The organism is Ferrovibrio sp. (assembly GCF_025869515.1).
Classification (GTDB): Bacteria; Pseudomonadota; Alphaproteobacteria; order Ferrovibrionales; family Ferrovibrionaceae; genus Ferrovibrio.
The window spans coordinates 25,510-48,160 of the sequence record NZ_JAOZVR010000053.1 but is presented as its reverse complement, the minus strand read 5'-3'; the positions used below and the strand labels follow the sequence as shown (position 1 = coordinate 48,160).

General features: G+C 63.3%; 20 protein-coding genes and 1 tRNA gene. 15 read left to right on the top strand and 6 right to left on the bottom strand.

Features of this window, described 5'->3' with window-relative positions; all coding sequences use genetic code 11:
* The first annotated feature begins 88 nt into the window (after nucleotides 1–88).
* A complete protein-coding gene (locus OJJ21_RS09285; protein ID WP_297685431.1) occupies nucleotides 89–943 on the top strand; it encodes a class I SAM-dependent methyltransferase in 855 nt (284 codons plus the stop codon).
* A 161-nt stretch (nucleotides 944–1,104) separates the two neighbouring features.
* Here the strand turns inward: OJJ21_RS09285 and OJJ21_RS09280 are convergent, their stop codons facing one another.
* A complete protein-coding gene (locus OJJ21_RS09280) occupies nucleotides 1,105–1,962 on the bottom strand; it encodes an SDR family NAD(P)-dependent oxidoreductase (RefSeq protein WP_297685428.1) in 858 nt (285 codons plus the stop codon).
* Nucleotides 1,963–1,982: 20 nt separating this feature from the next.
* Nucleotides 1,983–2,438: a MarR family transcriptional regulator gene (locus OJJ21_RS09275; protein ID WP_297685426.1), complete on the bottom strand. Its 456-nt coding sequence runs from the start codon at nucleotides 2,436–2,438 to the stop codon at nucleotides 1,983–1,985.
* 433 nt (nucleotides 2,439–2,871) lie between these two features.
* Between OJJ21_RS09275 and OJJ21_RS09270 the strand changes: the two genes are divergently transcribed.
* Nucleotides 2,872–4,290 (top strand): hypothetical protein, encoded by a 1,419-nt coding sequence (locus OJJ21_RS09270; protein ID WP_297685424.1) that lies wholly within the window; start codon nucleotides 2,872–2,874, stop codon nucleotides 4,288–4,290.
* A 79-nt stretch (nucleotides 4,291–4,369) separates the two neighbouring features.
* Nucleotides 4,370–5,353: a hypothetical protein gene (locus tag OJJ21_RS09265; RefSeq protein WP_297685422.1), complete on the top strand. Its 984-nt coding sequence runs from the start codon at nucleotides 4,370–4,372 to the stop codon at nucleotides 5,351–5,353.
* Nucleotides 5,354–5,503: 150 nt separating this feature from the next.
* Here OJJ21_RS09265 and OJJ21_RS09260 read toward each other — a convergent pair whose 3' ends face one another.
* Both OJJ21_RS09260 and OJJ21_RS09255 read right to left on the bottom strand, forming a co-directional pair.
* Nucleotides 5,504–5,815 carry a hypothetical protein gene (locus OJJ21_RS09260; RefSeq protein ID WP_297685419.1) on the bottom strand — a complete coding sequence of 104 codons (312 nt, stop codon included), beginning with the start codon at nucleotides 5,813–5,815 and terminating at the stop codon, nucleotides 5,504–5,506.
* A gap of 39 nt (nucleotides 5,816–5,854) precedes the next feature.
* Entirely contained in the window at nucleotides 5,855–6,277 is a 423-nt protein-coding gene (locus OJJ21_RS09255) for an SRPBCC family protein (protein WP_297685417.1), read from the bottom strand.
* 123 nt (nucleotides 6,278–6,400) lie between these two features.
* Between OJJ21_RS09255 and OJJ21_RS09250 the strand changes: the two genes are divergently transcribed.
* Entirely contained in the window at nucleotides 6,401–7,267 is an 867-nt protein-coding gene (locus tag OJJ21_RS09250) for an IS1595 family transposase (protein WP_297685415.1), read from the top strand.
* Nucleotides 7,268–7,353: 86 nt separating this feature from the next.
* Here the strand turns inward: OJJ21_RS09250 and OJJ21_RS09245 are convergent, their stop codons facing one another.
* Nucleotides 7,354–7,914: a hypothetical protein gene (locus OJJ21_RS09245; RefSeq protein WP_297685413.1), complete on the bottom strand. Its 561-nt coding sequence runs from the start codon at nucleotides 7,912–7,914 to the stop codon at nucleotides 7,354–7,356.
* 546 nt (nucleotides 7,915–8,460) lie between these two features.
* Here OJJ21_RS09245 and mnmA point away from each other — a divergent pair.
* The 11 genes from mnmA to cysG all read left to right on the top strand — a co-directional run bounded on the left by mnmA (nucleotide 8,461) and on the right by cysG (nucleotide 22,220).
* Nucleotides 8,461–9,678, top strand: a complete 1,218-nt coding sequence (gene mnmA, locus OJJ21_RS09240; protein WP_297685411.1) for a tRNA 2-thiouridine(34) synthase MnmA — start codon at nucleotides 8,461–8,463, stop codon at nucleotides 9,676–9,678.
* Between the two features lie 124 nt (nucleotides 9,679–9,802).
* Nucleotides 9,803–9,878 (top strand) — tRNA-Met (locus tag OJJ21_RS09235).
* A gap of 112 nt (nucleotides 9,879–9,990) precedes the next feature.
* Nucleotides 9,991–10,587, top strand: a complete 597-nt coding sequence (locus OJJ21_RS09230; protein WP_297685408.1) for an ANTAR domain-containing protein — start codon at nucleotides 9,991–9,993, stop codon at nucleotides 10,585–10,587.
* Nucleotides 10,588–10,945: 358 nt separating this feature from the next.
* Entirely contained in the window at nucleotides 10,946–12,238 is a 1,293-nt protein-coding gene (locus tag OJJ21_RS09225; protein WP_297685406.1) for a CmpA/NrtA family ABC transporter substrate-binding protein, read from the top strand.
* Between the two features lie 31 nt (nucleotides 12,239–12,269).
* On the top strand, nucleotides 12,270–13,133 hold the full coding sequence (gene ntrB, locus OJJ21_RS09220) for a nitrate ABC transporter permease (protein WP_297685403.1): 864 nt from the start codon (nucleotides 12,270–12,272) through the stop codon (nucleotides 13,131–13,133).
* A 10-nt stretch (nucleotides 13,134–13,143) separates the two neighbouring features.
* The gene (locus OJJ21_RS09215; RefSeq protein WP_297685401.1) at nucleotides 13,144–14,463 is read left to right on the top strand and encodes a CmpA/NrtA family ABC transporter substrate-binding protein; all 1,320 of its coding nucleotides are present in this window, start codon (nucleotides 13,144–13,146) and stop codon (nucleotides 14,461–14,463) included.
* 15 nt (nucleotides 14,464–14,478) lie between these two features.
* Nucleotides 14,479–15,279 carry an ABC transporter ATP-binding protein gene (locus OJJ21_RS09210; RefSeq protein WP_297685398.1) on the top strand — a complete coding sequence of 267 codons (801 nt, stop codon included), beginning with the start codon at nucleotides 14,479–14,481 and terminating at the stop codon, nucleotides 15,277–15,279.
* Nucleotides 15,280–15,335: 56 nt separating this feature from the next.
* Nucleotides 15,336–17,789, top strand: a complete 2,454-nt coding sequence (gene nirB, locus OJJ21_RS09205) for a nitrite reductase large subunit NirB (RefSeq protein WP_297685396.1) — start codon at nucleotides 15,336–15,338, stop codon at nucleotides 17,787–17,789.
* Between the two features lie 16 nt (nucleotides 17,790–17,805).
* Nucleotides 17,806–18,141 carry a nitrite reductase small subunit NirD gene (gene nirD, locus OJJ21_RS09200; RefSeq protein ID WP_297685482.1) on the top strand — a complete coding sequence of 112 codons (336 nt, stop codon included), beginning with the start codon at nucleotides 17,806–17,808 and terminating at the stop codon, nucleotides 18,139–18,141.
* 1 nt (nucleotide 18,142) lies between these two features.
* The gene (locus OJJ21_RS09195) at nucleotides 18,143–20,821 is read left to right on the top strand and encodes a nitrate reductase (RefSeq protein WP_297685395.1); all 2,679 of its coding nucleotides are present in this window, start codon (nucleotides 18,143–18,145) and stop codon (nucleotides 20,819–20,821) included.
* Nucleotides 20,802–22,220, top strand: coding sequence for a siroheme synthase CysG (gene cysG, locus OJJ21_RS09190; RefSeq protein WP_297685393.1), 1,419 nt, complete (start codon nucleotides 20,802–20,804; stop codon nucleotides 22,218–22,220). Before OJJ21_RS09195 ends, cysG begins: the two co-directional genes overlap by 20 nt.
* Here the strand turns inward: cysG and OJJ21_RS09185 are convergent.
* The gene (locus OJJ21_RS09185) at nucleotides 22,217–22,552 is read right to left on the bottom strand and encodes a DUF1491 family protein (protein WP_297685391.1); all 336 of its coding nucleotides are present in this window, start codon (nucleotides 22,550–22,552) and stop codon (nucleotides 22,217–22,219) included. The genes cysG and OJJ21_RS09185 overlap by 4 nt on opposite strands.
* Nucleotides 22,553–22,651: the final 99 nt, after the last annotated feature.

Here is a 22,651-nt window from a genome sequence, read left to right as displayed (position 1 = left end):
CCATGCCGCACCGCTACACGGGGTGGCGAGGCTGTGGTAAAAGCGGAATCGTCGCGACGGCGCCCGGAGCGGGCATGAGGGAGACGACATGACGGAGACAGGCGAAACCACCGACAGCTGCCTGATCTGCCGGTCGCCGACCGATCCCTATTTCTCCAAATCCTACGACGGCTATCCCGGCAGCCCGTTTCCGCAGGGCCTGAAAGTCGACTACCGCCGCTGCGGCCAGTGCGGCTTCGTGCTGTCGCAGACCCACCGCGCCCTGACGCCGGCGCAGTGGGAACAGCTGAATGCCAGCTGGCACCACCATTTCGAAAGCGGGCCGGAGGCGCGTATCGTCAACCAGCCGCCCTATGCCGACCAGGCGCTGGCGCTGCGGCTGCTCGGCGCCAACGGCCTGGTCGATACCGGCGATGCGCTGGATTACGCGGCGGGCTACGGCACGCTGGCCAGGCTGCTGGCGAAATATTTCGCCACGCCGATCGCGATTTTCGACCGCTATGTGCAGAGCGCCGCGCCGGGCCTGACCTATGTGGCCGAGGCCGATCTGCGGCGCTACCGCCTGGTGATCAACAGCGCGATGTTCGAGCATGTGCTCACCCGCGCCGCGCTCGACGAGGTGAATGCCCTGGTGGCCGAGGACGGCGTGCTGATGCTGCACAGCGTGGTCTGCGAGCGCGTGCCGCCCGATCCCGACTGGTTCTACCTCAAACCCATCGTGCACACGGCGTTTCATACCAACCGCAGCATGGAGATTCTGATGCGGCAATGGGGCTATGCCGCCTCGCTCTACGCGCCGCAGGCGAAAAGCTGGTTCCTGTTCAAGGCCGGCCATCCGCTGCTGGCATCGCTGGCGCAGCGCGCCGCGGCGCTCAACGCCGAGCTGCAGACGCGCTACCTGCATCACAAACCCGGCTTCGTCGATTACTGGAAGGGCTTCTGAGGCGGCGGCGCTGTCTCGTCATCCACACCGACACCCCCAACACACGTCATCCTCGGGCTTGACCCGAGGATGACGATGGTGGGGTAGAGAGAGCCGGCCCTGAACGCCCGGGGATGACGAGTGCAGAGGTGGCGCCGGCGATGCGTGTTGGTGGGCGCGCCCTACGCCGCCGCCGCCTTCGCCGCCTGCACCACGCGGTCGGCGCGGGCCTGCGCCTCGGGCGCGTGGTCGGCATGGGTGAGGATGTAGAAATCGTCGCGCTCGATGCCGGCCAGCACGATCCCGGCCAGCTCGTCCGCCGGCATCGGATCGCGCATCAGCTGCTCGAAGGCGGCCTTGATTTTCGCCAGCAGCTCGGGCGGCGTGCGCGGCGCCACTTTCAGCTCGGCCGGCCGGTTGCGCTCCGACTGCATGATGCGCGTCTGCACGCCGCCGGGACAGACCACCGAGACGCGGATCTGCGGCCCCATATATTGCAGCTCGGCGGCCAGGCTCTCGCTCATGCCGACCACCGCATGCTTGGCCGCCACATAGGGCGACAGAAACGGCGGCGCGGTCAGCCCGGCGATGGAGGCGATGTTGACCACATGGCCGGCGCTGCCCTGCTGCTGCAGCATGGCGGGTACAAAGGCGCGGATGCCGTTGGCCACGCCGAAGACATTGACGTTCATCACCCACTGCCAGTCCTGCGGCTGGCTCAGCCATTGCGGCCCGAGCGCGCCGCCGACGCCGGCATTGTTGACCAGCAGGTCGACGCGGTTGCAGCGCGACAGGATTTCGTTCGCCGCCGCCTGCATGGCCTCGGCATCGCTCACGTCGCAGCACAGCGCCTCGACGCGCGGCGGCCCGAACGGCGTGTGCAGCGCGCGCAATCTTTCGGCGGCGGCATCCAGCGCCGGCTGCTCCACATCCAGCAGCGCCAGATGCAGGCCGCGCTGCGCCAGCGCGGCGGCGAGGGCAAAGCCGATGCCGCTGGCGCCGCCGGTGATGACGGCCACCTGGTGGGGTTCGAGTTTCATGGGGCTATCCTTGTCGTGAGTTAGTCGGTGAGGTCGCCGGGCAGCGCGGCGGTGAAGCGGCCGAGCAGGGACGACAGCTGCGCGATATCCTTGTCGCTCCAGCGGTCGCGGAAAATCTCGGCCGCCATACGGCTGAACGTGGCCTCGGCCTCGGCCGTGCGGGTGCGGCCGGTTTTGGTCAGCGTCACATAGGCGACGCGGGCATCGCGCGGATCGGCCTCGCGCTTGATGAGGCCGATCTTTTCCAGCGGCAGCGCCATGCGTGTGATGGTCGACTGGCTGGTATGCAGGCGCTGGGCGAGGTCGACGCGGCGCAGCCGCTGCAGCGGCGCGCGGCTCAGCTGCAGCAGGAACAGCAGTTCGTTCAGCGCCAGGCCATGCACCGAGCCGAGCCCGGGCGACAGGCGGGATTCGAGATAGGCGGTGCTGCGGAACAGCCGCAGCAGGGCGGAAAGGGGATGATCGGCGGAGGTCATGCGGCAGGATATATGCCGAAATGCTTCCTGACGCAAGTATAATCTTCTTGTTTTGAATAACATGCGACGATGCGCACGGCATTGCCATACACGAAACGGTGCAACCGCCTAGAAGTAAAAGGCTGCAGACACCTTCATCGCGCAGGAGCGCTGAAGGCGTGGCGCAACAAAGCGCCAATTCGAAGGTGGCATCTGGGCTGCAATATGAGGTGTTGTTAATGAGCGACCAAATATTTGAGCGCACGCATCCTGTTGGTCGGAATGATTGCGCAGCGTGAGACGCTGAATACGATGGTGTTCATCGACCGGGCGATATGGCGAGTATGCCGTATGCGAATAATGAAATTGGATCGCGATCCGCATATGCAGTCGACTTGTTCTAGATGAGGCGGTCCATGTGCGTTACGCTCTACATAATACTTGGGGAGCAAAAATGGCAGACGTGCCGGCAGACTACTTCGCCGAGCTTTGGGCCGCGCTTGATGCGGATCATGGTTTGCTTTCTTCGTCTCCGAGTGCCGACCGCATTAATTTGATTGCCGCCGCAAAGACCGCTCTTGGCAGTGCCGGGATCACATCGGATTTGCGAAAGTGGGTCGGAACGAATAAAGATCGCTTCATATTTGCAGCAATCGCAATCGATAATTGGTACGAGCCGATTGGGCGGTGCAAAGGCAATCGGGTCGGCCTGCCACTTCATATGAGCGAAGTGTTTGACGACTATATCGCGACAAGCAGGCTTAATGGTCCGGGGGGCGCGCGTGTCATTTTGCGCCGGCCATTCTGGGGCTCCTGGGCTGATTCAGCGGTGGATATTCCGCTTCCCGGCGAACTGTCGGCCTATTTTGTTTCGCTGATGTCCCTGCCGGATGAAATCGCTTCTACATGCCCGGACGATTCAACAGCTCCGAGCAGTGTGCGCCTCAAATTTCGAATTGGCAGGTCCGCTGATTCGAAGGCAATAGGCGGGGCGACCTGGAAAGTCGGTATAGCGCCGCTCGCACAGCTTTCTGGCGATATCAAGTTCGAAAGGAATCTTGATGGAACGCTTGCTTCTTATGACGCTCAAGTCGCGGATTTCTCAAACCGGATTCAGGAGGTCATCGACACATTATGCCGGGCAGGCTGCCATATTATTGCATTCCCCGAAATGGCCGTTCACGAAAATACATTTGCCTCCCTTGGCGCCATCATCCGTAAATTTGGTGCTGATTCTAATCTGTCTCTGGTTTTGGCCGGAACTACGAGAACAACGAATGGAAGCGGAAAACCATATAACAGATGCACGATATTCAATCACCGGGGCGACATCGTCCTTCAGCAGAATAAGCTGACGAGATGGAATCTCGATGCATCATTATGCAGCCGCTTCGGCTTCGACCCTGGTGGCGATGGTATGTACTACGAGCACATAACCGTCGGTAGCGAGGTGCACATTGTCGAAGAGCGCGATATTGGCCGCTTCGCCGCATTGATCTGTGAGGATTTGAGCCGGACGCAGCCTGGGCAATGGCTCAGGAACAATATGTTGCTGGATCTTCAATTTACGCCGGTCCTAGATGCCGATTTGCATCATGACAAATGGGAAGCGAATTTTGGCGGGAAGGCCGTATTGGCGGGTGGCTGCAGGGTAATTGTCACGAACAGCATGCCTTTGACGTACTGTCAGAACGAGACGAACCGCAAGAACAAGGCGATGAAATACGTTGTGACCGATTCTGGTATTGGACTGGCGGTTGACCGAGTCGGGGACAAAGTTCGTGTGAAAGTTTTAAGGGCGCCCTTGGGGTCTGCAGGGCATGAAGCCCAATATTTCGATTGGGAACCGACGAAATGGCAGGATTTGGCCTAAAAAGTCAATTGACCGTCAATTGACTTTTAACCTATCGCCACTATATTTTGATGTCAGATTCGACGTAAAGGAACAGCATATGAGCGATTTCGATGTTGCTCTTACAAAGCAAATCGGGAAGTTGAAAGATGCGATCAGCCAATTGGATTTCAACTTAGCTGACGCGCGTATCGAAGCACTGCTCGCCTCAGTGTCGGCTTCATTAGTTAAAGGCGAAAGCTTTATTCTGGAAAAATATCGCCCCGAAATTGAAAAGACATACTCAGGATTATTGACTAAAGAAAACCCTACTAACGAGGATCTTGTTCTACGCGGACAACTCCGTGCTATTACGACGTTGTTCTCTGTGGGCGCCAGGCAAAAAGCAGCGGTATCCGTCGCGAAAATTCCCATACGCTGGGAAAAGGTGATCGAGACGTTATTCAATGCTAACGAACTTCTCGATAATAAAACTGTTGCAAAAAGAGTCGGCGCTGCCGACGGGACGATGGCCAGGCTTTTGCCTGAAATGAGAGATGCTGGGATCATTGCGTATGAGACGGAGTGGCGGCGGCATTTGAATAAACTGACCGACGAGGGCCGCGCGATTGCAGCGCAGCTGGCGGACAGAAAGCGGGCGAACGCTGAAAAAGCGAAAGAGCGGCAGACTACGGCGATGCGTCCGGTCAACGACAGCGCCGGAGGCAGAGATATTATTCTATCTGCAATTAAACGCGCTGACTTGGAAGCTAAAGGGGGCGTGGCCCCCGCTTCCGATCAGCAACCCGCCATTCGTCACCTCTGGTCTAAAACCCGGCGGTCTCAAGTCGGCGTTCCCGAAGAACTCCGTTCGACGGTTCGCAGTTTGGCGAGCGGGAATATCGAGGCTATCTACCAAGCTGGTTCACCGCGGCATTTCTCACACGACATGCCAGTGAGCGTGGCGCATCAGGACAAGTATGTGGCGGTACTCTTCTCCAATGTGGCGGTGCTTTTTCACAAAGCCGATGTGGATCGAGCGGCGGGCGTGGAGGCGATCATTAAATCTATTCCTTGGTTGTCGCAGGCTCAGGGGCAAAAATGAAATTTTATTCTTGGTGTTTTAGCCGCTCCAAATCCTTCCCGTCCATGCTGCATTCCACGCGAACAACGCCCTATCCATCTCCAGCTGTTGGAGCAGGATAAAGATTGCCTCGCCGCCACCATTGCCGATCACACACCGGCGCCTGCGGCCCTAAAACTTCTTGTCGCCGCCGGGCAAGTCACGGTGAATGTCGAACTGGGCGCGTTTCTCGATCTCGGTCACGATGGATCTCTGGCTGTCGCCCTGTCCCGATGTCTCGGTGGTCCTGACGATGGTGGTGGTCTCGACATGCCAGACTTTCGCCAGCGCGATCGCGGCGACCAGCACAAGCCCGCCGACGGGCAGGCCATAGGCCTCGAGCGCGTCATATTTGAGATAGGGCAGGGTGCCGCCCGCGCCGGCATAGAGCATCAGGCAGCCGGCCAGGGCCAGCACAGCGACAAGCAATCCCTTGATGACCATCGCCCCCTCCATCCGTTTCCGGTGCAGGGGCGCAGTATATCAGCCTTGAGCGAAAAGCCCGGCCAGTTTCTCCAGGTCCTGTTTCACCCATGCCGCATCCCGCGCAAACATCGCGTCGTCCATCGTGGGTATGCGGAACAGGGTGAAGATCACCTCGCAGCCATCGCCATTGGCGATCACGCGCGCCGGCATATAAATCTCGCTGCCATCGGGCAGCGTCACGCGATGATCGAGCACGCCGAAATCGTTCGGCGGAGTGAATACGATGGTCACCACGCCGACGCCGTCCTGCTGCGCCGTCCAGCGGCCGGTCGCCGCATCCTGCTGCATCTGCCCAAGCCCGCTGGCCCAGTGTTTCCAGTTGGCCGGGTCTTTCAGGACAGCGTAGACCGCCGTGAAGGGGCGGGGGATCGAGACCGAGAGATGTTTGCAGGGCAGGACGGTATGGGGTGCGGCGGTCATGACGGTTTTCCTCCGGCTTGCCGAAATCCACAGTTCATGATATGTTCTCATAAGCCGGGTGCGAGATTATCCCCTTGACCTAGGTAAGGTGAAGGCTTATATTCATGGCATAGGAGATCAGCCATGGCTAAGACCTTCACCTTTCAGGACTTTACGACCCGCTTCCCGAACGACGATGCGTGTCTGGAGCATTTGATGAAGGTCCGCTACGGCAGCCGCACGGAATGCCCGAAATGCGGCAAGACGGGGCGCTTTGTCCGCCTGCGGAACGAGCCGGCCTTTTGCTGCCCGACGCCCCGCTGCGGCCATCACATTCATCCGATGGTCGGCACTCCGTTTCATCGGACGCATACGGCCTTGAGCAAGTGGTTTTATGCCATGTACCTGTTCACCACCTCGCGGCATGGCGTACCCGCCAAGGAGCTGCAGCGCCAGCTTGGCGTCACCTACAAGACGGCTTGGCGCATGGGCCATGAAATCCGCAAGTACATGGCTGCCGTCGATGGCGACAGCCCGCTGGGTGGCAATGGCATTGTCGAGGCTGACAAGGCTTTCATCGGCGGCAAGGACAAGCGCGGCTTGGATGACAAGACCATCGTTCTGGGCATGGTCGAGCGCGGCGGCGACTTGATGACCCGCATCGTCCCGAACCGCCACGAATTCAACGTGGTGCCGCATATCACCGAGAACGTAATCGCGGGCAGCCGCGTGGCGACCGATGAAGGCCGCACCTTTATGAACCTGCGTCACGAGGGTTTCGATCACGGTAAGGTCAACCACTCCAAAAAAGAGTACGTTCGCGGTGACATTCACACGAACACCATTGAGTCGTTCTGGAGCCGGTTGAAGGCCAGCATCCGTGGTACGCACGTCCATGTCTCGCCGCAGCATCTGTCCAAGTATCTCGGCGAGTTTGAATTCCGCTTCAATCTTCGGAAGCAGCCGGCTTTGATGTTTGACGTTTTGCTTCTAGCTTTCCCGAAGCCATAGCCTCTAGAAGAGCGTTAAAACGGTCCTCGTCTGCGTCGGGAATGTCTTTGGGCAGATGACTTTCATTAAGTTGATTCTTTTCCATTTTAGTTGCCTTTCGAAAAAGTAAGACCTCTCATGGCCGCGCGATTCTTCCTCCTGCTTGCCCACTCAGAAGCCTGAATAGCTACCTGCTTGCTAGTGGCGGTTCTTTCAATTGCCCTAATTTCTCCAGTGCTTAGCAATCTCAGAAACTCTTCCAAACGCTCAGCTCTAAGCTCTGCCAACCGCTCGCTCGCACCAACCCCGGCCGTAATATAGCTCATACGGCTTGAAGCTTCTCCTTTGGCCTGGATTTCCAACTCGGTAATCTGTGCGTTCAATTTCTTGTCAGTGAAATGACGAACAGCATCATCAAAGGGCAACCCGGAAAACTGCGTCCATTTTTGAATTTCCAGTTGCTTGCCAAACTGAACCAGCAAAACCGCAACAAAAAAAATCGCCGGAGGGGCCAGCGCAAACCATGTGGCAGCGGATTCTTTCATCATCGCGTTGACGACAGGTAGCGCGATGGACGAGAGGAAGAACCATGCAAACTCTCGTGCCGAACAAAACCAAAGTATCGCGTCTTTAAACGCCTGCGAAAAAGCGCGCCCCAGAAGCCCCACGACATGCTCCCCCGATTCCCGTTTCGGGGAGAATAGCATGAGTGGGGGAGACTACCTAGGCGAAAGGGATAATCTCGGCCGGGTGGCCTGTCCAGTGAGGGAAAGGTCGCTGTTCGGCGGGCGCAGACGACATACCATGGTATTTCCCCGTCCGGTGGCAGACGGCGCCGGGATGGACAGGGAGAACGGGAACGAAGCGAAATACGCCGGAATAAGGTTCCGATAAGCGGACATAAGCCCGGGATAAGCCGGAATAACGCCCGGATTAACGCGCTTAAGTCCCGGATCGGCCTGGATAAGCCCGGATTGCGACGGGCGGGAGACAGCAGGATGACCGCATCCGGATCGGCACCGCATGGGACGTATTCGGCACCCAATGGGACGCATTCAGCACGCAATGGGACTCTTTCGGTACTCAACGGGACTCATTCAGCACCCAATGGGCCTCATCCGGCATCGGCCGGGTCCGGAGCATTCGGCGCCGCTGAACTTGCCTCGCCGCCGCCGGGCGCTATAGTCCCGCCCGCAGAAGGACCCGCATACAGAATGACCGCCGCCGACCGCACCGCCGCGCCCGCCTCTCAGGGGCTGAACTCCCAGGAGTGCAATTCTTTGGGCTTCGCCAAAGCCCCGGCGCAGACGCGCGTGGTGGTGGCGATGTCGGGCGGCGTCGATTCCTCGGTGGTCGCCGGCCTGCTGAAGCGCGAAGGTTACGACGTCATCGGTATCACGCTGCAGCTTTACGATCACGGCGCGGCCATCGCCAAAAAAGGCGCCTGCTGCGCCGGCCAGGATATCCACGATGCGCGGCAGGTGGCCGAACGGCTCGGCATCCCGCATTACGTGCTGGATTACGAAAGCCGCTTCCGCCAGGCGGTGATCGACGAATTCGCCGAGAGCTATGTCAACGGCGAAACGCCGATCCCCTGCATCCGCTGCAACCAGCGCGTCAAGTTCCGCGACCTGCTGGAGACCGCGCGCGACCTCGCGGCCGACTGCCTCGCCACCGGCCATTACGTGCAGCGCAGCGTCGATCCCGCCACCGGCCGCGCACAGCTGCTGCGCGGCGCCGATCCGCGCCGCGACCAGAGCTATTTCCTGTATACGACGACGCAGGACCAGCTCGACTATCTGCGCTTCCCGCTCGGGGCTATGGAAAAGCCGGCGGTGCGCCAGCTGGCCGAAGAGTTCGGGCTGATCGTGGCCGACAAGCCGGACAGCCAGGATATCTGCTTCGTGCCCAATGGCGATTACGCCTCCGTGGTGGCGAAGCTGCGGCCCGAGGCGGCCGAGCCGGGCGAGATCGTGGATCTGCAGGGCACTGTGCTGGGCAGACACGACGGCGTGATTCATTTCACCGTCGGCCAGCGCAAGGGCCTGGGCATCGCGGCATCTGAGCCGCTGTATGTCCTGCGGCTCGATGCGGCCGCGCGCCGCGTCGTCGTCGGGCCGAAGCAGGCGCTGGCGCGTCGCGACGTGCTGCTGCGCGAACTGAACTGGCTGGCGGAACCGATCCCGGCCGATGGCCTGGAAGTCAGCGTCAAGCTGCGTTCGGCGCAGCCGGCGGTCGCCGCGCGACTCTTCGCGGCGGGCGAGGGGCCGGAAAGCCATCTGGCGCGGCTGGAGCTGTCGCATGCCGAATTTGGCGTGGCGCCGGGCCAGGCCGGTGTGGTCTATGCCGGCGAACGCCTGCTCGGCGGCGGCTGGATCGCCCGGGCTGAGGGCAGGGCCGACGCGGCCCGAACTGCCGGATTAGCCGCGTAGAAACAACGGCTTGCCCGGCAGCGGCAGGCCGCTTGACAGATCGGGGCGCTGCCCGTATTCCATGCGCCTCTTTCGGGTCTCCCGGAAGTTTGCCCGCCGGCCCTGCCGGCAGGCGGATGGATGTGGCTGGATAGCTCAGTTGGTAGAGCAAGGGACTCATAAGCCCTGGGTCGGCGGTTCAAATCCGCCTCCAGCCACCATCCGCCCCTTTCTGCCCCACATCTCCGAAGCTTAACTTTCGCGGGGCCGGTCGCTCCGGTACGCATCTTGCTACAGGGATGGGTAAAACACCTGTCCGCCAGCATCGCAACCATGTCGCCCGCACCCGTGATCCGTATCCTGTTGATCGACGAAGACCCAGACCGCGCCGTGGTGCTGGCCGAGGCGCTGCAGGGCAAGGGCTATACGCTGGTGGCGCAGATCGCGCCGCGCGAACTGTCGGCCAAGCGCGTGCAGGAGATCGCGCCCGACGTGATCATCGTCGACATGGAAAGCCCGTCGCGCGACACCATCGACAGCATGCGCCAGATCAACGCCGACCGGCCGCGCCCGATCGTGATGTTCGTCGACCAGAGCGACGAGACGATGATCCAGGAAGCCATGCAGGCCGGGGTTTCCGCCTATGTCATCGACGGCATGAACGTGAAACGCGTGAAGCCGATCCTCGATGTCGCCGTGGCGCGCTTCCGCGAATTCCAGGCGCTGCGCGACGAGTTGAAAAAGACCAAGGCCACCCTATCTGAACGCAAGCTGATCGAGCGGGCCAAGGGGCTTCTCATGCGCGAGCGCAAGATCGGCGAGGACGAGGCCTATGCGGCCCTGCGCAAGCTCGCGATGGACCGCCAGCAGCGCCTGGTGGATGTCGCCGAAGCGCTGCTGGCCTTCGCAGACGTGCTGAAGAAGAAGTAAGGCGCCGTTACAACCGTCTGCACAGGCGATACGCAGGGTGTCGAAGCATTCGCCCGTATTTTGTGCAGCGCACCAATTTTGCCTCGAATCGGGCATACCCTGTAAAATCCTGAAAAACCTGGGAAATCCAGTCTGGCCGGCGGCTGGCACGGTTGATGCTTAGTTAAGGTCGAACCTCCCGCTGCAATGGCGCAGCGGGTTTGACCGGCCTCCCAGCAAGCCTCCCCAGGTCTTCGCTGCTCACCGGTCCCGGATCGGACAATGGCGTCCCGCAATGCGGCCTCGTTTCGAGGCTCGGCATTGAGGGGCGCTTTTTTTATGGCCGCAACGACGGTCAGACAGGGAAGAGGGGTAGACCATGCAGACCAAGTTCAACCGCCGCCAGCTCATCAAGGGTGCCGCCGGCACCGCTGCATTGCTCGCCGCCGCCCGGCTGCAGCTGCCCGCCGGCGCGTTTGCGCAGGCCGCCGGCCCCGAAGTGAAGGGCACCAAGCTCGGCTATATCGCGCTGACCGATGCCTCGCCGCTGATCATCGCCAAAGAGAAGGGCATGTTCGCCAAATACGGCCTGCCCGACATGAGCATCGAGAAGCAGGCCTCCTGGGGCGCAACGCGCGACAATATCGAACTGGGCGAAGCGGGCGGCGGCATCACCGGCGCGCATATCCTCACCCCTATGCCGTATCTGATTTCCACCGGCAAGGTCACCAAGACCAAGGTGCCGATGAATATCCTGGCCCGGCTCAACACCAACGGCCAGTCGATCTCGGTCTCCAATACCTGGGCCGGCAAGGGCGTGACCACCGATGCCAAGGCGCTCGCCGCCGGCTTCAAGAAGGCCAAGGCGGAAGGCAAGGACATCAAATGCGCCATGACCTTCCCGGGCGGCACGCATGACCTGTGGATCCGCTACTGGCTCGCCGCCAACGGCATCGATCCGGACAAGGATGTCTCGACCATCACCGTGCCGCCGCCGCAGATGGTGGCCAACATGAAGGTCAACACCATGGACGCCTTCTGCGTCGGCGAGCCGTGGAACTCGCAGCTGGTGCACCAGAAGATCGGCTTCACCGCACTGACCACCGGTGAATTGTGGAAAGACCATCCCGAGAAGTCGCTCGGCCTGCGCGCCGATTGGATCGAGAAGAATCCGAAAGCGGCCAAGGCGCTGCTGATGGCGGTGCTGGAAGCCCAGCAATGGTCCGACAAGATGGAGAACAAGGCCGAGCTGTGCAAGATCGTCGGCGGCCGCGACTGGTTCAAGGTGCCGGTGGAAGACATCCTCAACCGCCAGACCGGCGACATCGATTATGGTGATGGCGGTCGCAAGGTGAAGGTCGGCCTCGACAGCCCACTGGTGATGAAATTCTGGCGCGACTTTGCCTCCTATCCGTTCCAGAGCCATGAACTGTGGTTCCTCACCGAAGATATCCGCTGGGGCTATCTGCCGGCCGATACCGACACCAAGGCGCTGATCAAGCAGGTCAACCGCGAAGACCTGTGGCGTGACGCGGCCAAGGCGATCGGCGTGGCTGATGCCGATATGCCGAAGTCGGCCTCGCGCGGCAAGGAAACCTTCTTCGACGGCAAGGTCTTCGATCCGGAGAACCCGATGGCCTACCTGAAGAGCCAAGCCATCACCCGGGTGTAATCCGATGTCCGCTCACGACAAGGAGCTTTCCATGGCTGTGAAAACCGACGTTCTGAGCAAGGCAGAAATGGGTGGCGAGAGTATTCTCGCCACCCTGGCGCCGCGCGTGGTAAACGGTCTGCGCATGTTTGCGGCGCGCGTGCTGCCGCCGATCCTGTTCCTCGCCCTGCTGCTGGCGATCTGGGAGATCGCCTGCTCCAGTCCGGGCGCCACGCTGCCGCCGCCATCCACGGTGCTGTCCGATACCTGGGAACTGATCGTCGATCCGTTCTACGACAAGGGCAATCTCGACAAGGGCTTGTTCTGGCATCTCGCCTCCAGCCTGAAGCGTGTTGCCATCGGCTTCTCGCTCGCAGCCATCATCGGCATTGCGCTCGGCGTGCTGATCGGTCAGTCGACGCTGGCGTTTCGCGGCCTCGATCCGATCTTCCAGGTGCTGCGCACGGTGCCGCCGCTGGCCTGGCTGCCGCTGTCGTTGGCCGCCTTCCGCCATGCCGACCCATCGGCGATCTTCGTCATCACCATCACGGCGATCTGGCCGATCATTCTCAATACCGCGGTCGGCATCCGCAATATCCCGCAGGATTACCGCAACGTCTCGCGGGTACTGCGGCTCAACGGCTTCGAGTTCTTCTTCAAGGTGATGCTGCCGGCCACTGTGCCGTTCATGTTCACCGGCCTGAAGATCGGCATCGGCCTGAGCTGGCTCGCCATCGTGGCGGCCGAGATGCTGATCGGCGGCGTCGGCATCGGCTTCTTCATCTGGGATGCCTGGAACAGTTCGCTGATCAGCGAAATCATCCTGGCGCTGATCTATGTCGGTCTGGTCGGCTTCATGCTCGACCGCCTGATCGGCTTCATCGGCAACCGCGTCGGCGGCTTCGCGTCGCAATAGGAAGCACAGCATGCCCCGTCGTCCCACCAAGGCAAAGACCGTGAGGGCCGCCACGCCGGCGACCCTCACGCCGATGCGTATCGGTTTCATCGCGCTGACCGACTGCGCGCCGCTGATCGTGGCGAAGGAGAAGGGTTTCTTCGAACGCCACGGACTGGATGTCACGCTGGTGCGCGAGCCGAGCTGGGCCAATATGCGCGACAAGGTGGCGCTCGGCGCGCTGGATGCCGCGCATATGCTGGCGCCGATGCCGCTGGCGGCCACGCTGGGGGCCGGCGGCTGGAAGAAACCGCAGGTCACCTCCTTCGTGCTCAACCTGAACGGCAATGCCGTTACGATTTCATCGAAGCTGTGGAACCGCCTGCTGGAAGCCGAGCCGGCGCTGCTGCATGACCGGCACGAGGCCGGCAACGTGCTGCGCCGGGTGATCGCCGCCGACCGCAAGGCCGGCCGGCCGACGCTGACCTTCGCCACCGTGTTCAATTTTTCCTCGCACCAGATTCAACTGCGCTACTGGCTCGCCTCGGCCGGCATCGACCCGGACCGCGACGTCAATCTGGTGATCGTGCCGCCGCCGCAGATGACCGACCGGCTGGCTGCCGGCGAAATCGACGGCTTCTGCGTCGGCGATCCGTGGAACTCGCTTGCCGTGCTGCGCGGGGTGGGGCGCATCCTGATCTCGGGCTACGAGATCTGGAATAACCGCATCGAAAAGGTGATCGGCACCAACCGCGACTGGGTCGAGCGCAATCCGGTCACGCACAAGCACATGCTGATGGCGCTGCTGGAAGCGGCCGAATGGCTCGACCGGCCGGAAAACCGTCTCGAAGGCGTCGAGATCATGGCCAGGCCGGACTACATCGGCCCGCATGCCGCCGAGGCGATCCGGCTCGGCATGCTGGGCGTGGTGCGCTACGGCCTCGATGTCAGCCCGGAGCACATGCCCGATTTCTTCGTCTTCGGCCGCTACAGCGCCAACTTCCCGTGGCGCAGCCAGGCCGAGTGGTATCTCACCGAGATGCAGCGCTGGAAGCTGATCGATCCGGCCACCGACATTGCCGCCGTGGCGGACTGCGTTTATCGCACCGATCTCTATCGCGAAGCCGCCGCCGCGCTCGACAAGCCGTTCCCGCTGATCGATCGCAAGCCGGAAGGTCTGCATGCCGGGCCATGGACGCTGGCGCAGGCCAGTGCGCCGATTCCGATGGGCGCCGACCTGTTCTTCGACGGCTCCTACGTTTCATCCGCCCGTCCCGTCGCGCCGGCCATTCGCGAAACCAAATCCGGCGCCCCCGCCACGCCGTCATCCCGCGCCACCGTGCGCCGGTAATCCAAGGAGCCAGCCATGACCGCCTATCTCAGCATCGAAAACGTCGGCATGACCTTCAAGGGCGCCAATGGGCCTTTCATCGCGCTTCGCGATATCCAGCTGCAGATCGACAGCGGCGAATTCGTCGCCCTGATCGGCCACAGCGGCTGCGGCAAGTCGACGCTGCTCAATATCGTGGCCGGCCTGACGCGGGCCACCACCGGCGGCGTTCTGCTGCAGGGCAAGGAAGTCTCCGATCCGGGTCCGGACCGCGCCGTGGTGTTCCAGAACCATTCGCTGCTGCCCTGGCTCACGGTCTACGACAACGTGCGCCTGGCGGTCGACAAGGTGCATTCGAAAACCAAGGCCAAGGCCGAACGCGACGAGTGGACGCGGCATAACCTCGCGCTGGTCGGCATGGATCACGCGCTGGACAAGCGCCCGCATGAAATTTCCGGCGGCATGAAGCAGCGCGTCGGCATTGCCCGTGCGCTGGCGATGGAACCCAAGGTGCTGCTGCTGGACGAGCCCTTCGGTGCGCTGGATGCCCTGACCCGGGCGACGCTGCAGGACACGGTCATGGAGTTGCATGCCAAGCTGAAGAACACCGTCATCATGATCACCCATGACGTGGACGAAGCCGTGCTGCTGTCGAACCGCGTGGTGATGATGACCAACGGGCCTGCCGCGACCATCGGCGAAATCCTGACCGTGGATCTGCCGCGTCCGCGCAATCGCCTGACGCTGGCCGGCGACACTGAATATGTGCGCTGCCGCAAGGAGATCATGGAATTCCTGTATGCGCGCCATCGTGCGCCGGCCGTGCACGCGGCCTGAAAAAGAAAGTCGGGAGGACGTCGTAGATATGCGGCGCGAGAGTGGGAGTGCGGATCATGGCTGAGAGACTGCTGATCGTCGGCAACGGCATGGCGCCCGGGCGCATGCTGGAAAACCTGCTGGAAAAGGCGCCCGGCCGGTATGACATCACCATCTTCAACGCCGAACCGCGGGTGAATTACGACCGCATCATGCTGTCGCCGGTACTGTCGGGCGAGAAGAGCTACGAGCAGATCGTCATCCATGGCGATGGCTGGTACATCAACAACGGCATTACCCTGCACAAGGGCACCAAAGTCACCGGCATCGACCGTGCGGCCAAGACGATCACCACCGATAACGGTCTGACCGAGTCCTATGACAAGCTGGTGATTGCCACCGGCTCTGTGCCCTTCATCATTCCGGTGCCGGGCCATAACCTGCCCGGCGTGCTGAGCTATCGCGATCTGGATGATGTCGATGCCATGATCCTGGCCGCCAAGGCGCGCGGCAGTGCGGTGGTGATCGGTGGAGGCCTGCTCGGCCTGGAGGCTGCGGCTGGCCTGTCGGAACAGGGCATGGATGTCACCGTCGTGCATATCATGCCGACGCTGATGGAGCGGCAGCTCGATGCCTCGGCCGGCTATCTGCTGAAAAAAGCCATCGAGGAACGCGGCATCAAGGTTCTGACCGGCGCCAACACCAAGGCCATCGTCGGCAACGGCAACGGCAAGGTCGAGGGTGTGGAGCTGGAAGACGGCACGGTGATCCCGGCCTCGCTGGTGGTGATGGCGGTCGGCATCCGGCCGAACGCGGCGCTGGGAAAGCTGGCAGGACTCACAGTCAACCGCGGCATCGTGGTCGATGACCAGATGCGCACCTCCGACCCCGATATTTTCGCGCTGGGCGAATGCGTCGAACATCGCGGCGCCACCTATGGCCTGGTTGCGCCGCTCTATGACATGGCCGGCGTGCTGGCCAAAACGCTGATTGACGAACCTGCGGCCTATAACGGCTCGGTCACCGCCACCAAACTCAAGGTCACCGGCATCAGCCTGTTCTCGGCCGGCGATTTCGCCGAGGCCAAGGACCGCGAGGAAATCGTGCTGCGCGATGCGGCACGCGGCGTCTACAAGCGGCTGGTGCTGAAGGACAACAGGATCATCGGCACCGTGCTGTATGGCGAAGTGGAAGACGGCGCCTGGTTCTTCCAGCTGCTGCGCGAGAATGCCGACATCGCCGAGATGCGCGAGACGCTGATTTTCGGCCAGGGTTTTGCGGGGGGCACCCCCCTGGACCCTATGGCGGCCGTTGCAGCCTTGCCGGATGAGGCAGAGATCTGCGGATGCAACGGCGTGTGCAAGAGCAAGATCACCGGTGCGATCACCTCCAAGGGCCTCACCAGCCTGGAGGAAGTGCGTGCCGTCACCAAGGCTTCGGCCTCCTGCGGCTCCTGCACCGGCCTGGTCGAGAAGCTGATCGGCCTGACGCTGGGCGACGGCTATGCGCCGAAGGCGTCGAAGGCCGCCTGCGGCTGCACCGATCTGGGCCATGACGATATCCGCCGCCTGATCGTGGCCAAGGAACTGAAATCGATCCCCGCCGTGATGCAGGAGCTGGAGTGGAAGACCTCCTGTGGCTGCAGCAAATGCCGTCCGGCGCTGAATTACTATCTGCTCGCCACCTGGCCCGGCGAATATGTCGACGACAACCAGTCTCGCTTCATCAACGAACGTGCCCATGCCAATATCCAGAAGGACGGCACCTACTCGGTGGTGCCGCGCATGTGGGGCGGCGTCACCAGCGCCAAGGAGCTGCGCGCCATCGCCGATGTGGCCGACAAGTTCAACATCCCGACCGTGAAGGTGACCGGCGGCCAGCGCATCGACCTGCTGGGCGTGAAGAAGGAAGACCTGCCGGGCGTCTGGGCCGATCTCAATGCCGCCGGCATGGTGTCGGGCCATGCCTATGCCAAGGGCCTGCGCACGGTGAAGACCTGCGTCGGCACCGAATGGTGCCGTTTCGGCACCCAGGATTCGACCGGGCTTGGCATCAAGCTGGAGAAATTCACCTGGGGCAGCTGGACCCCGCACAAGGTCAAGCTCGGCGTCTCCGGCTGTCCGCGCAACTGCGCCGAGGCCACGATCAAGGATATCGGCATCATCTGCGTCGATTCCGGCTACGAATTCCACATTGCCGGCGCCGCCGGCCTCGAGGTCAAACAGACCATCCTGCTGTGCAAGGTGGAGACCGAAGACGACGTGCTGGAATATACCGGCGCGCTGATGCAGCTCTATCGCGAGCAGGCGCATTACCTCGACCGCATCCACAAATGGCTGCATCGCGTCGGCCTTGACAGCGTGAAGCAGCAGATCGTCGAGGATGCCGAACGCCGGCGTGCGCTGTTCGCGCGCTTCGCCCATGCCCAGGTCTTTGCCCAGGTCGATCCCTGGGCCGAGCGGGTCAAGGGCGCCTTCGGCCATGAATTCAAGCCGCTGGCCGATCTGCGGCTGGCCCATGCGGCAGAGTAGGGCGGGAGCCATGAAGATGGACAGTGACTGGCTCGATATCGGCACGCTGAACGATATTCCCAAACGCGGCGCCCGCGTGGTGAAGACCGCGCGCGGCGACATTGCCGTGTTCCGCACCATGGACGACCGGGTCTTCGCGCTGGACGACAAATGCCCGCACAAGGGCGGCCCGCTGTCACAGGGCATCGTGCAGGGTGATTTCGTCACCTGCCCGTTGCACAACTGGATGATCAGCCTGGCCACCGGCGAAGCCCAGGGCGCCGACCAGGGCTGCACACGCACCATCGCGGTGAGGCTGCAGGAGGATCGCATCCTGCTGTCCTGGCCCGGCCTGGCCGTCAAAGCGGCGTGACATGACAGTCGCCACCGAAACGCGCACCACCTGCCCATACTGCGGCGTCGGCTGCGGTCTGAAGGTGGTGCGTGATGACAGTGGCGCCGTCGATGTGAAGGGCGATGCCGGGCATCCGGCCAATTTCGGCCGCACCTGCTCGAAGGGCTCGGCGCTGGGCGAGACGCTCGGCCTCGATGGCCGTCTGCTGCATCCGGTTGTCGATGGAGCCCGGGTCGACTGGAATACCGCGCTGGATCGTGTTGCATCCGTCTTCTCCGATACGATTGCCAAGCATGGCCCGGACTCGGTGGCCTTCTATGTCTCGGGCCAGCTGCTGACCGAGGATTACTATGTCGCCAACAAGCTGATGAAGGGCTTCATCGGCACCGGCAACATCGACACCAATTCGCGGCTCTGCATGGCCTCGGCCGTCGCCGGCCACAAGCGCGCCTTCGGCACCGATACGGTGCCCGGCATCTACGAAGACCTGGAACAGGCCGATCTGGTCGTGCTGGTCGGCTCGAATCTCGCATGGTGTCATCCGGTGCTGTTCCAGCGTCTGGCGGCGGCCAAAGCCGCGCGGCCGGAACTGACCGTGGTGGTGATCGATCCGCGCCGCACCATGACGGCGCGCGCCGCCGACCTGCATCTGGCGCTCAATCCCGGTTCCGATGTGGCACTGTTCAACGGGCTGCTCAGCCATCTGCAGGAGGCCGGCCGGCAGGACGCCGCCTTCGTAAAGGATCACACCAATGGCCTCGATGCGGCGCTGACGGCCGCACGCGCGCTGTCGCTGGCCGAAATCGCCGGGATCACCGGGCTCTCTCAGGCCGAGCTGCGCCGCTTCTACGATCTGTTCGCCCGCACCGAACGCGTCGTCACCGGTTTCTCGCAGGGCGTCAACCAGTCGAGCGCCGGCAGCGACAAGGTCAATGCCATTCTCAACTGCCACCTGTTCACCGGCCGCATCGGCCAACCGGGCATGGGGCCGTTCTCGATCACCGGCCAGCCCAATGCGATGGGCGGCCGCGAAGTGGGCGGCCTGGCCAACCAGCTCGCCTGCCATATGGAACTGGGCGACGCGGATCATCGCCGCATTGTTCAGGGGTTTTGGAATTCGCCCCGCATAGCGGAGAGGCCGGGCCTCAAGGCCGTCGACCTGTTCCGCGCGGTGAAGGACGGCCGCATCAGGGCGGTGTGGATCGCCGGCACCAATCCGGTCGACAGCCTGCCCGATGCCGACGACGTGCAGGCCGGGTTGAAGGACTGCCCCTTCGTGGTGGTCTCCGATGTCATGGCGGCGACGGATACCGCGCGTCATGCCCATGTGCTGCTGCCGGCCGCCGCCTGGGGCGAGAAGGACGGCACGGTGACCAATTCCGAACGCCGCATCTCGCGCCAGCGCCGCTTCCAGCCCTGGCCGGGCGAGGTGCGGGCCGACTGGTGGATGTTTGCCGAAGTGGCCCGGCGCATGGGCTGGTCGCGTGACTTCGATTATGCCGCGCCGGTCGATGTGTTCCGCGAATTTGCGCAGCTCAGCGGCACTGAAAACAACGGCAGCCGCGATTTCGACATCTCGGCCTTCGCCGATATCACGGCAGAGACTTATGACGCGCTGCTGCCGGTGCAGTGGCCCTGCCCGAAAAGCGAAACGCCGCGCAGCGAGCGCCGCTTCTTCGCCGACGGGAATTTCTATACGCCGGACCGCCGCGCGCGCTTCGTCGCCACGCCATACCGTGCGCCGGCCGAGGCCGTGTCGGACGATCTGCCGCTGGTGCTCAACACCGGCCGCGTGCGCGACCAGTGGCACACCATGACGCGCACGGCGCTGTCGCCGCGCCTGATGGGCCATATCGCCGAGCCCTTCGTGGAACTGCATCCCGACGATGCCGCCGCCTGCGGCATCGCCCCGGCCAGGCTGGCGCTGCTGCGCAATGCGCGCGGCAGCATCGTGGTGCGGGCGCTGGTCAGCGACGACCAGAAACGCGGCAGCGTCTTCGTGCCGCTGCACTGGACCGACCAGTTTGCCGCCAATGCCCGCGTCGATGTGCTGGTGAATCCCGCCGTCGATCCCATCTCGGGCCAGCCGGAACTGAAATTCTCCGCCGTTGCCGTGCAGCCTTATGCGGCCGCCTGGTACGGCTTTGCCGTGACGGCCGATGCGCCCGGCGCGCTCGACACCGGCTACTGGGCGAAGGCGCGGGCGAAAGGCGGCTGGCGCATCGAACTGGCCGATGCCGCCGTGCCGGAGGACTGGACCGGCTTTGCCCGCAGGCTGCTGGCGCTGACCGAGGATGCCGAACTGCTCGCCTATCACGATACGGCGACGGCGCAGCATCGCTTTGCCGCCTTCCGCGGCGACCGGCTGATCGGCGCGCTGTTCGTGTCGCCCGATCCGGTGGCGGTATCGCGCGCCTGGGCGGCCGACCAGCTCGGGCGCAGCATTGCCGCATCGGATCGCCTGCGTCTGCTGGCCGGCCGCGCCAGCGCGGCACAGCCCGATCGCGGCGCGCTGGTCTGCTCCTGTTTCGATATCGGCGCCGGCCAGATCGCCGCTGCCGTGACCGGCGGCTGCCGCACGGTGGAAGCGGTCGGCGCGGCCTTGCAGGCCGGCACCAATTGCGGCTCCTGCCGCAGTGAAATCCGGAAGATCATCGATGCTGCCCCCGGTGAGAGCGATGTCCAGAAAGCCGGCTGAAGCCCAACGACATCAGCGCATCGGCGCGCTGGCCAAGCTGCCGGTCTTCCTCGACCTGCAGGGCAGGCGCGCCGTGATCGCCGGCGGCACGGCGGCGGCGGCCTGGAAGGCCGAGCTGCTGGCGGCGGCCGGCGCCGCTGTCACCGTCTATGCCGAAGACTCCAGCGCCGAGATGCAGGCGCTGGATATGAAAATCATCACGCGCCGCTGGCAGCCGGCCGATCTGAAGGACGCCACGCTGGCCATCATCGATGCGGAGGACGCAGACGCGGCAGCCGCGTTCCATGTCGCCGCGAAAGCCGCCGGCGCGATCTGCAGCGCCATCGACAAGCCCGATCACTGCGACGTGCAGTTCGGCGCCATCGTCAACCGGTCTCCTGTCGTCATCGGCATTTCCACCGATGGCGCAGCCCCCATCCTGGCGCAGGCGATCCGCCGCCGCATCGAAACCCTGCTGCCGGCCACGCTGGGCGCCTGGGCGGCGGCGGCCAAACGCATCCGTAAAACTGTGGCCGAACGCCTGCCGGTCGGCGGCTTGCGCCGCGCCTTCTGGGAGCGCTTCGCCGAGCGCGCGTTCCTTGAGGCGCAGGTGCCGGCTGATATCGAAATCCAGCCGGCCAAAGCCGCCGCCAATCGTATTGGGGGCCATGTCACGCTGGTGGGCGCCGGCCCCGGCGATGCCGAGCTGCTGACGCTGAAGGCGATGCGCGCGCTGCAGGCGGCCGATGTGATCCTGTTCGACGATCTGGTGTCGGACGAGGTGCTGGAACTGGCGCGCCGCGAGGCCAAACGCATGATGGTGGGCAAGCGCGGCGGCCGGGCCAGCTGCAGACAGGAAGACATCAACGCGCTGATGATAAAACTCGCGCGCCAGGGCAAGCGCGTGGTGCGGCTCAAGGCCGGCGACCCGATGGTGTTCGGCCGCGCCGGCGAGGAGATCGCCGCACTCGACGCTGCCGGCATTCCGGTGGCGGTGATCCCGGGCATTACCGCTGCGCTGGCGGCTGCCAGCAGCCTCGGCGTGTCGCTCACCCATCGCGATGCGGCGCATTCGGTGCGTTTTGTTACCGGGCATTCGCGGCAGGGCCATCTGCCCGATGACCTCGACTGGCGCGGCCTGGCCGATCCGGAAACCTCGCTGATGGTCTATATGGGCGGGCGCACCGGCGGCGCGTTTGCCGCGAAACTGATCGCCGAGGGGCTGGCGCCAGCCACGCCGGTGGCGGTGGTGAGCGCGGTGTCGCGCGCCGACGAGACGCGCTGGTGCGGGCGACTGTCGGACCTGGGCGCGGCCCTGCTGGAGATCGGTGTCGAGCAGCCGGTGCTGGTCGGCATCGGCCAGGTGTTTGCCGCCGCGCGGGTGCAGGCGGCCGGCGGCGCGATCGAACGGGTGGCCTAGAGCAGCGGGCCTTCCACCAGCACGCGGCCTTTGCCGTCTTCCACCTCGATCACATAGACATCCGGATCGCGGCTGATCGCCTTGGCGATGGCGGCTTCGGCATCGGCCTCGCGGATGCGCTCGCCGCCGAGTCGCAGCCAGCCGGCGCGGCCCTCGGCATCGCGCGCCTGGCCCAGCAGCATGGCATCCTGCGGCCCGAGCGCGATTTTCAGGATCACCGTGCCGGCATCGGGATCGCCCTTGCGCCGGATATAGGCCGGAATCGCTTCCAGGTCGTAGCGGCGCAGGATGGCCTGCACCAGCAGGCTGGCCTTCAGGCGGGGCTCGGTCATGGCTGTGGTTGACGGGGGGTGTCGCTCATGGCCGTCACCCTGCCCCGGAACGGCCAGGGTCACAACGGCGCCGGCCGGCTTATTGCGCGGTGGTGGCTT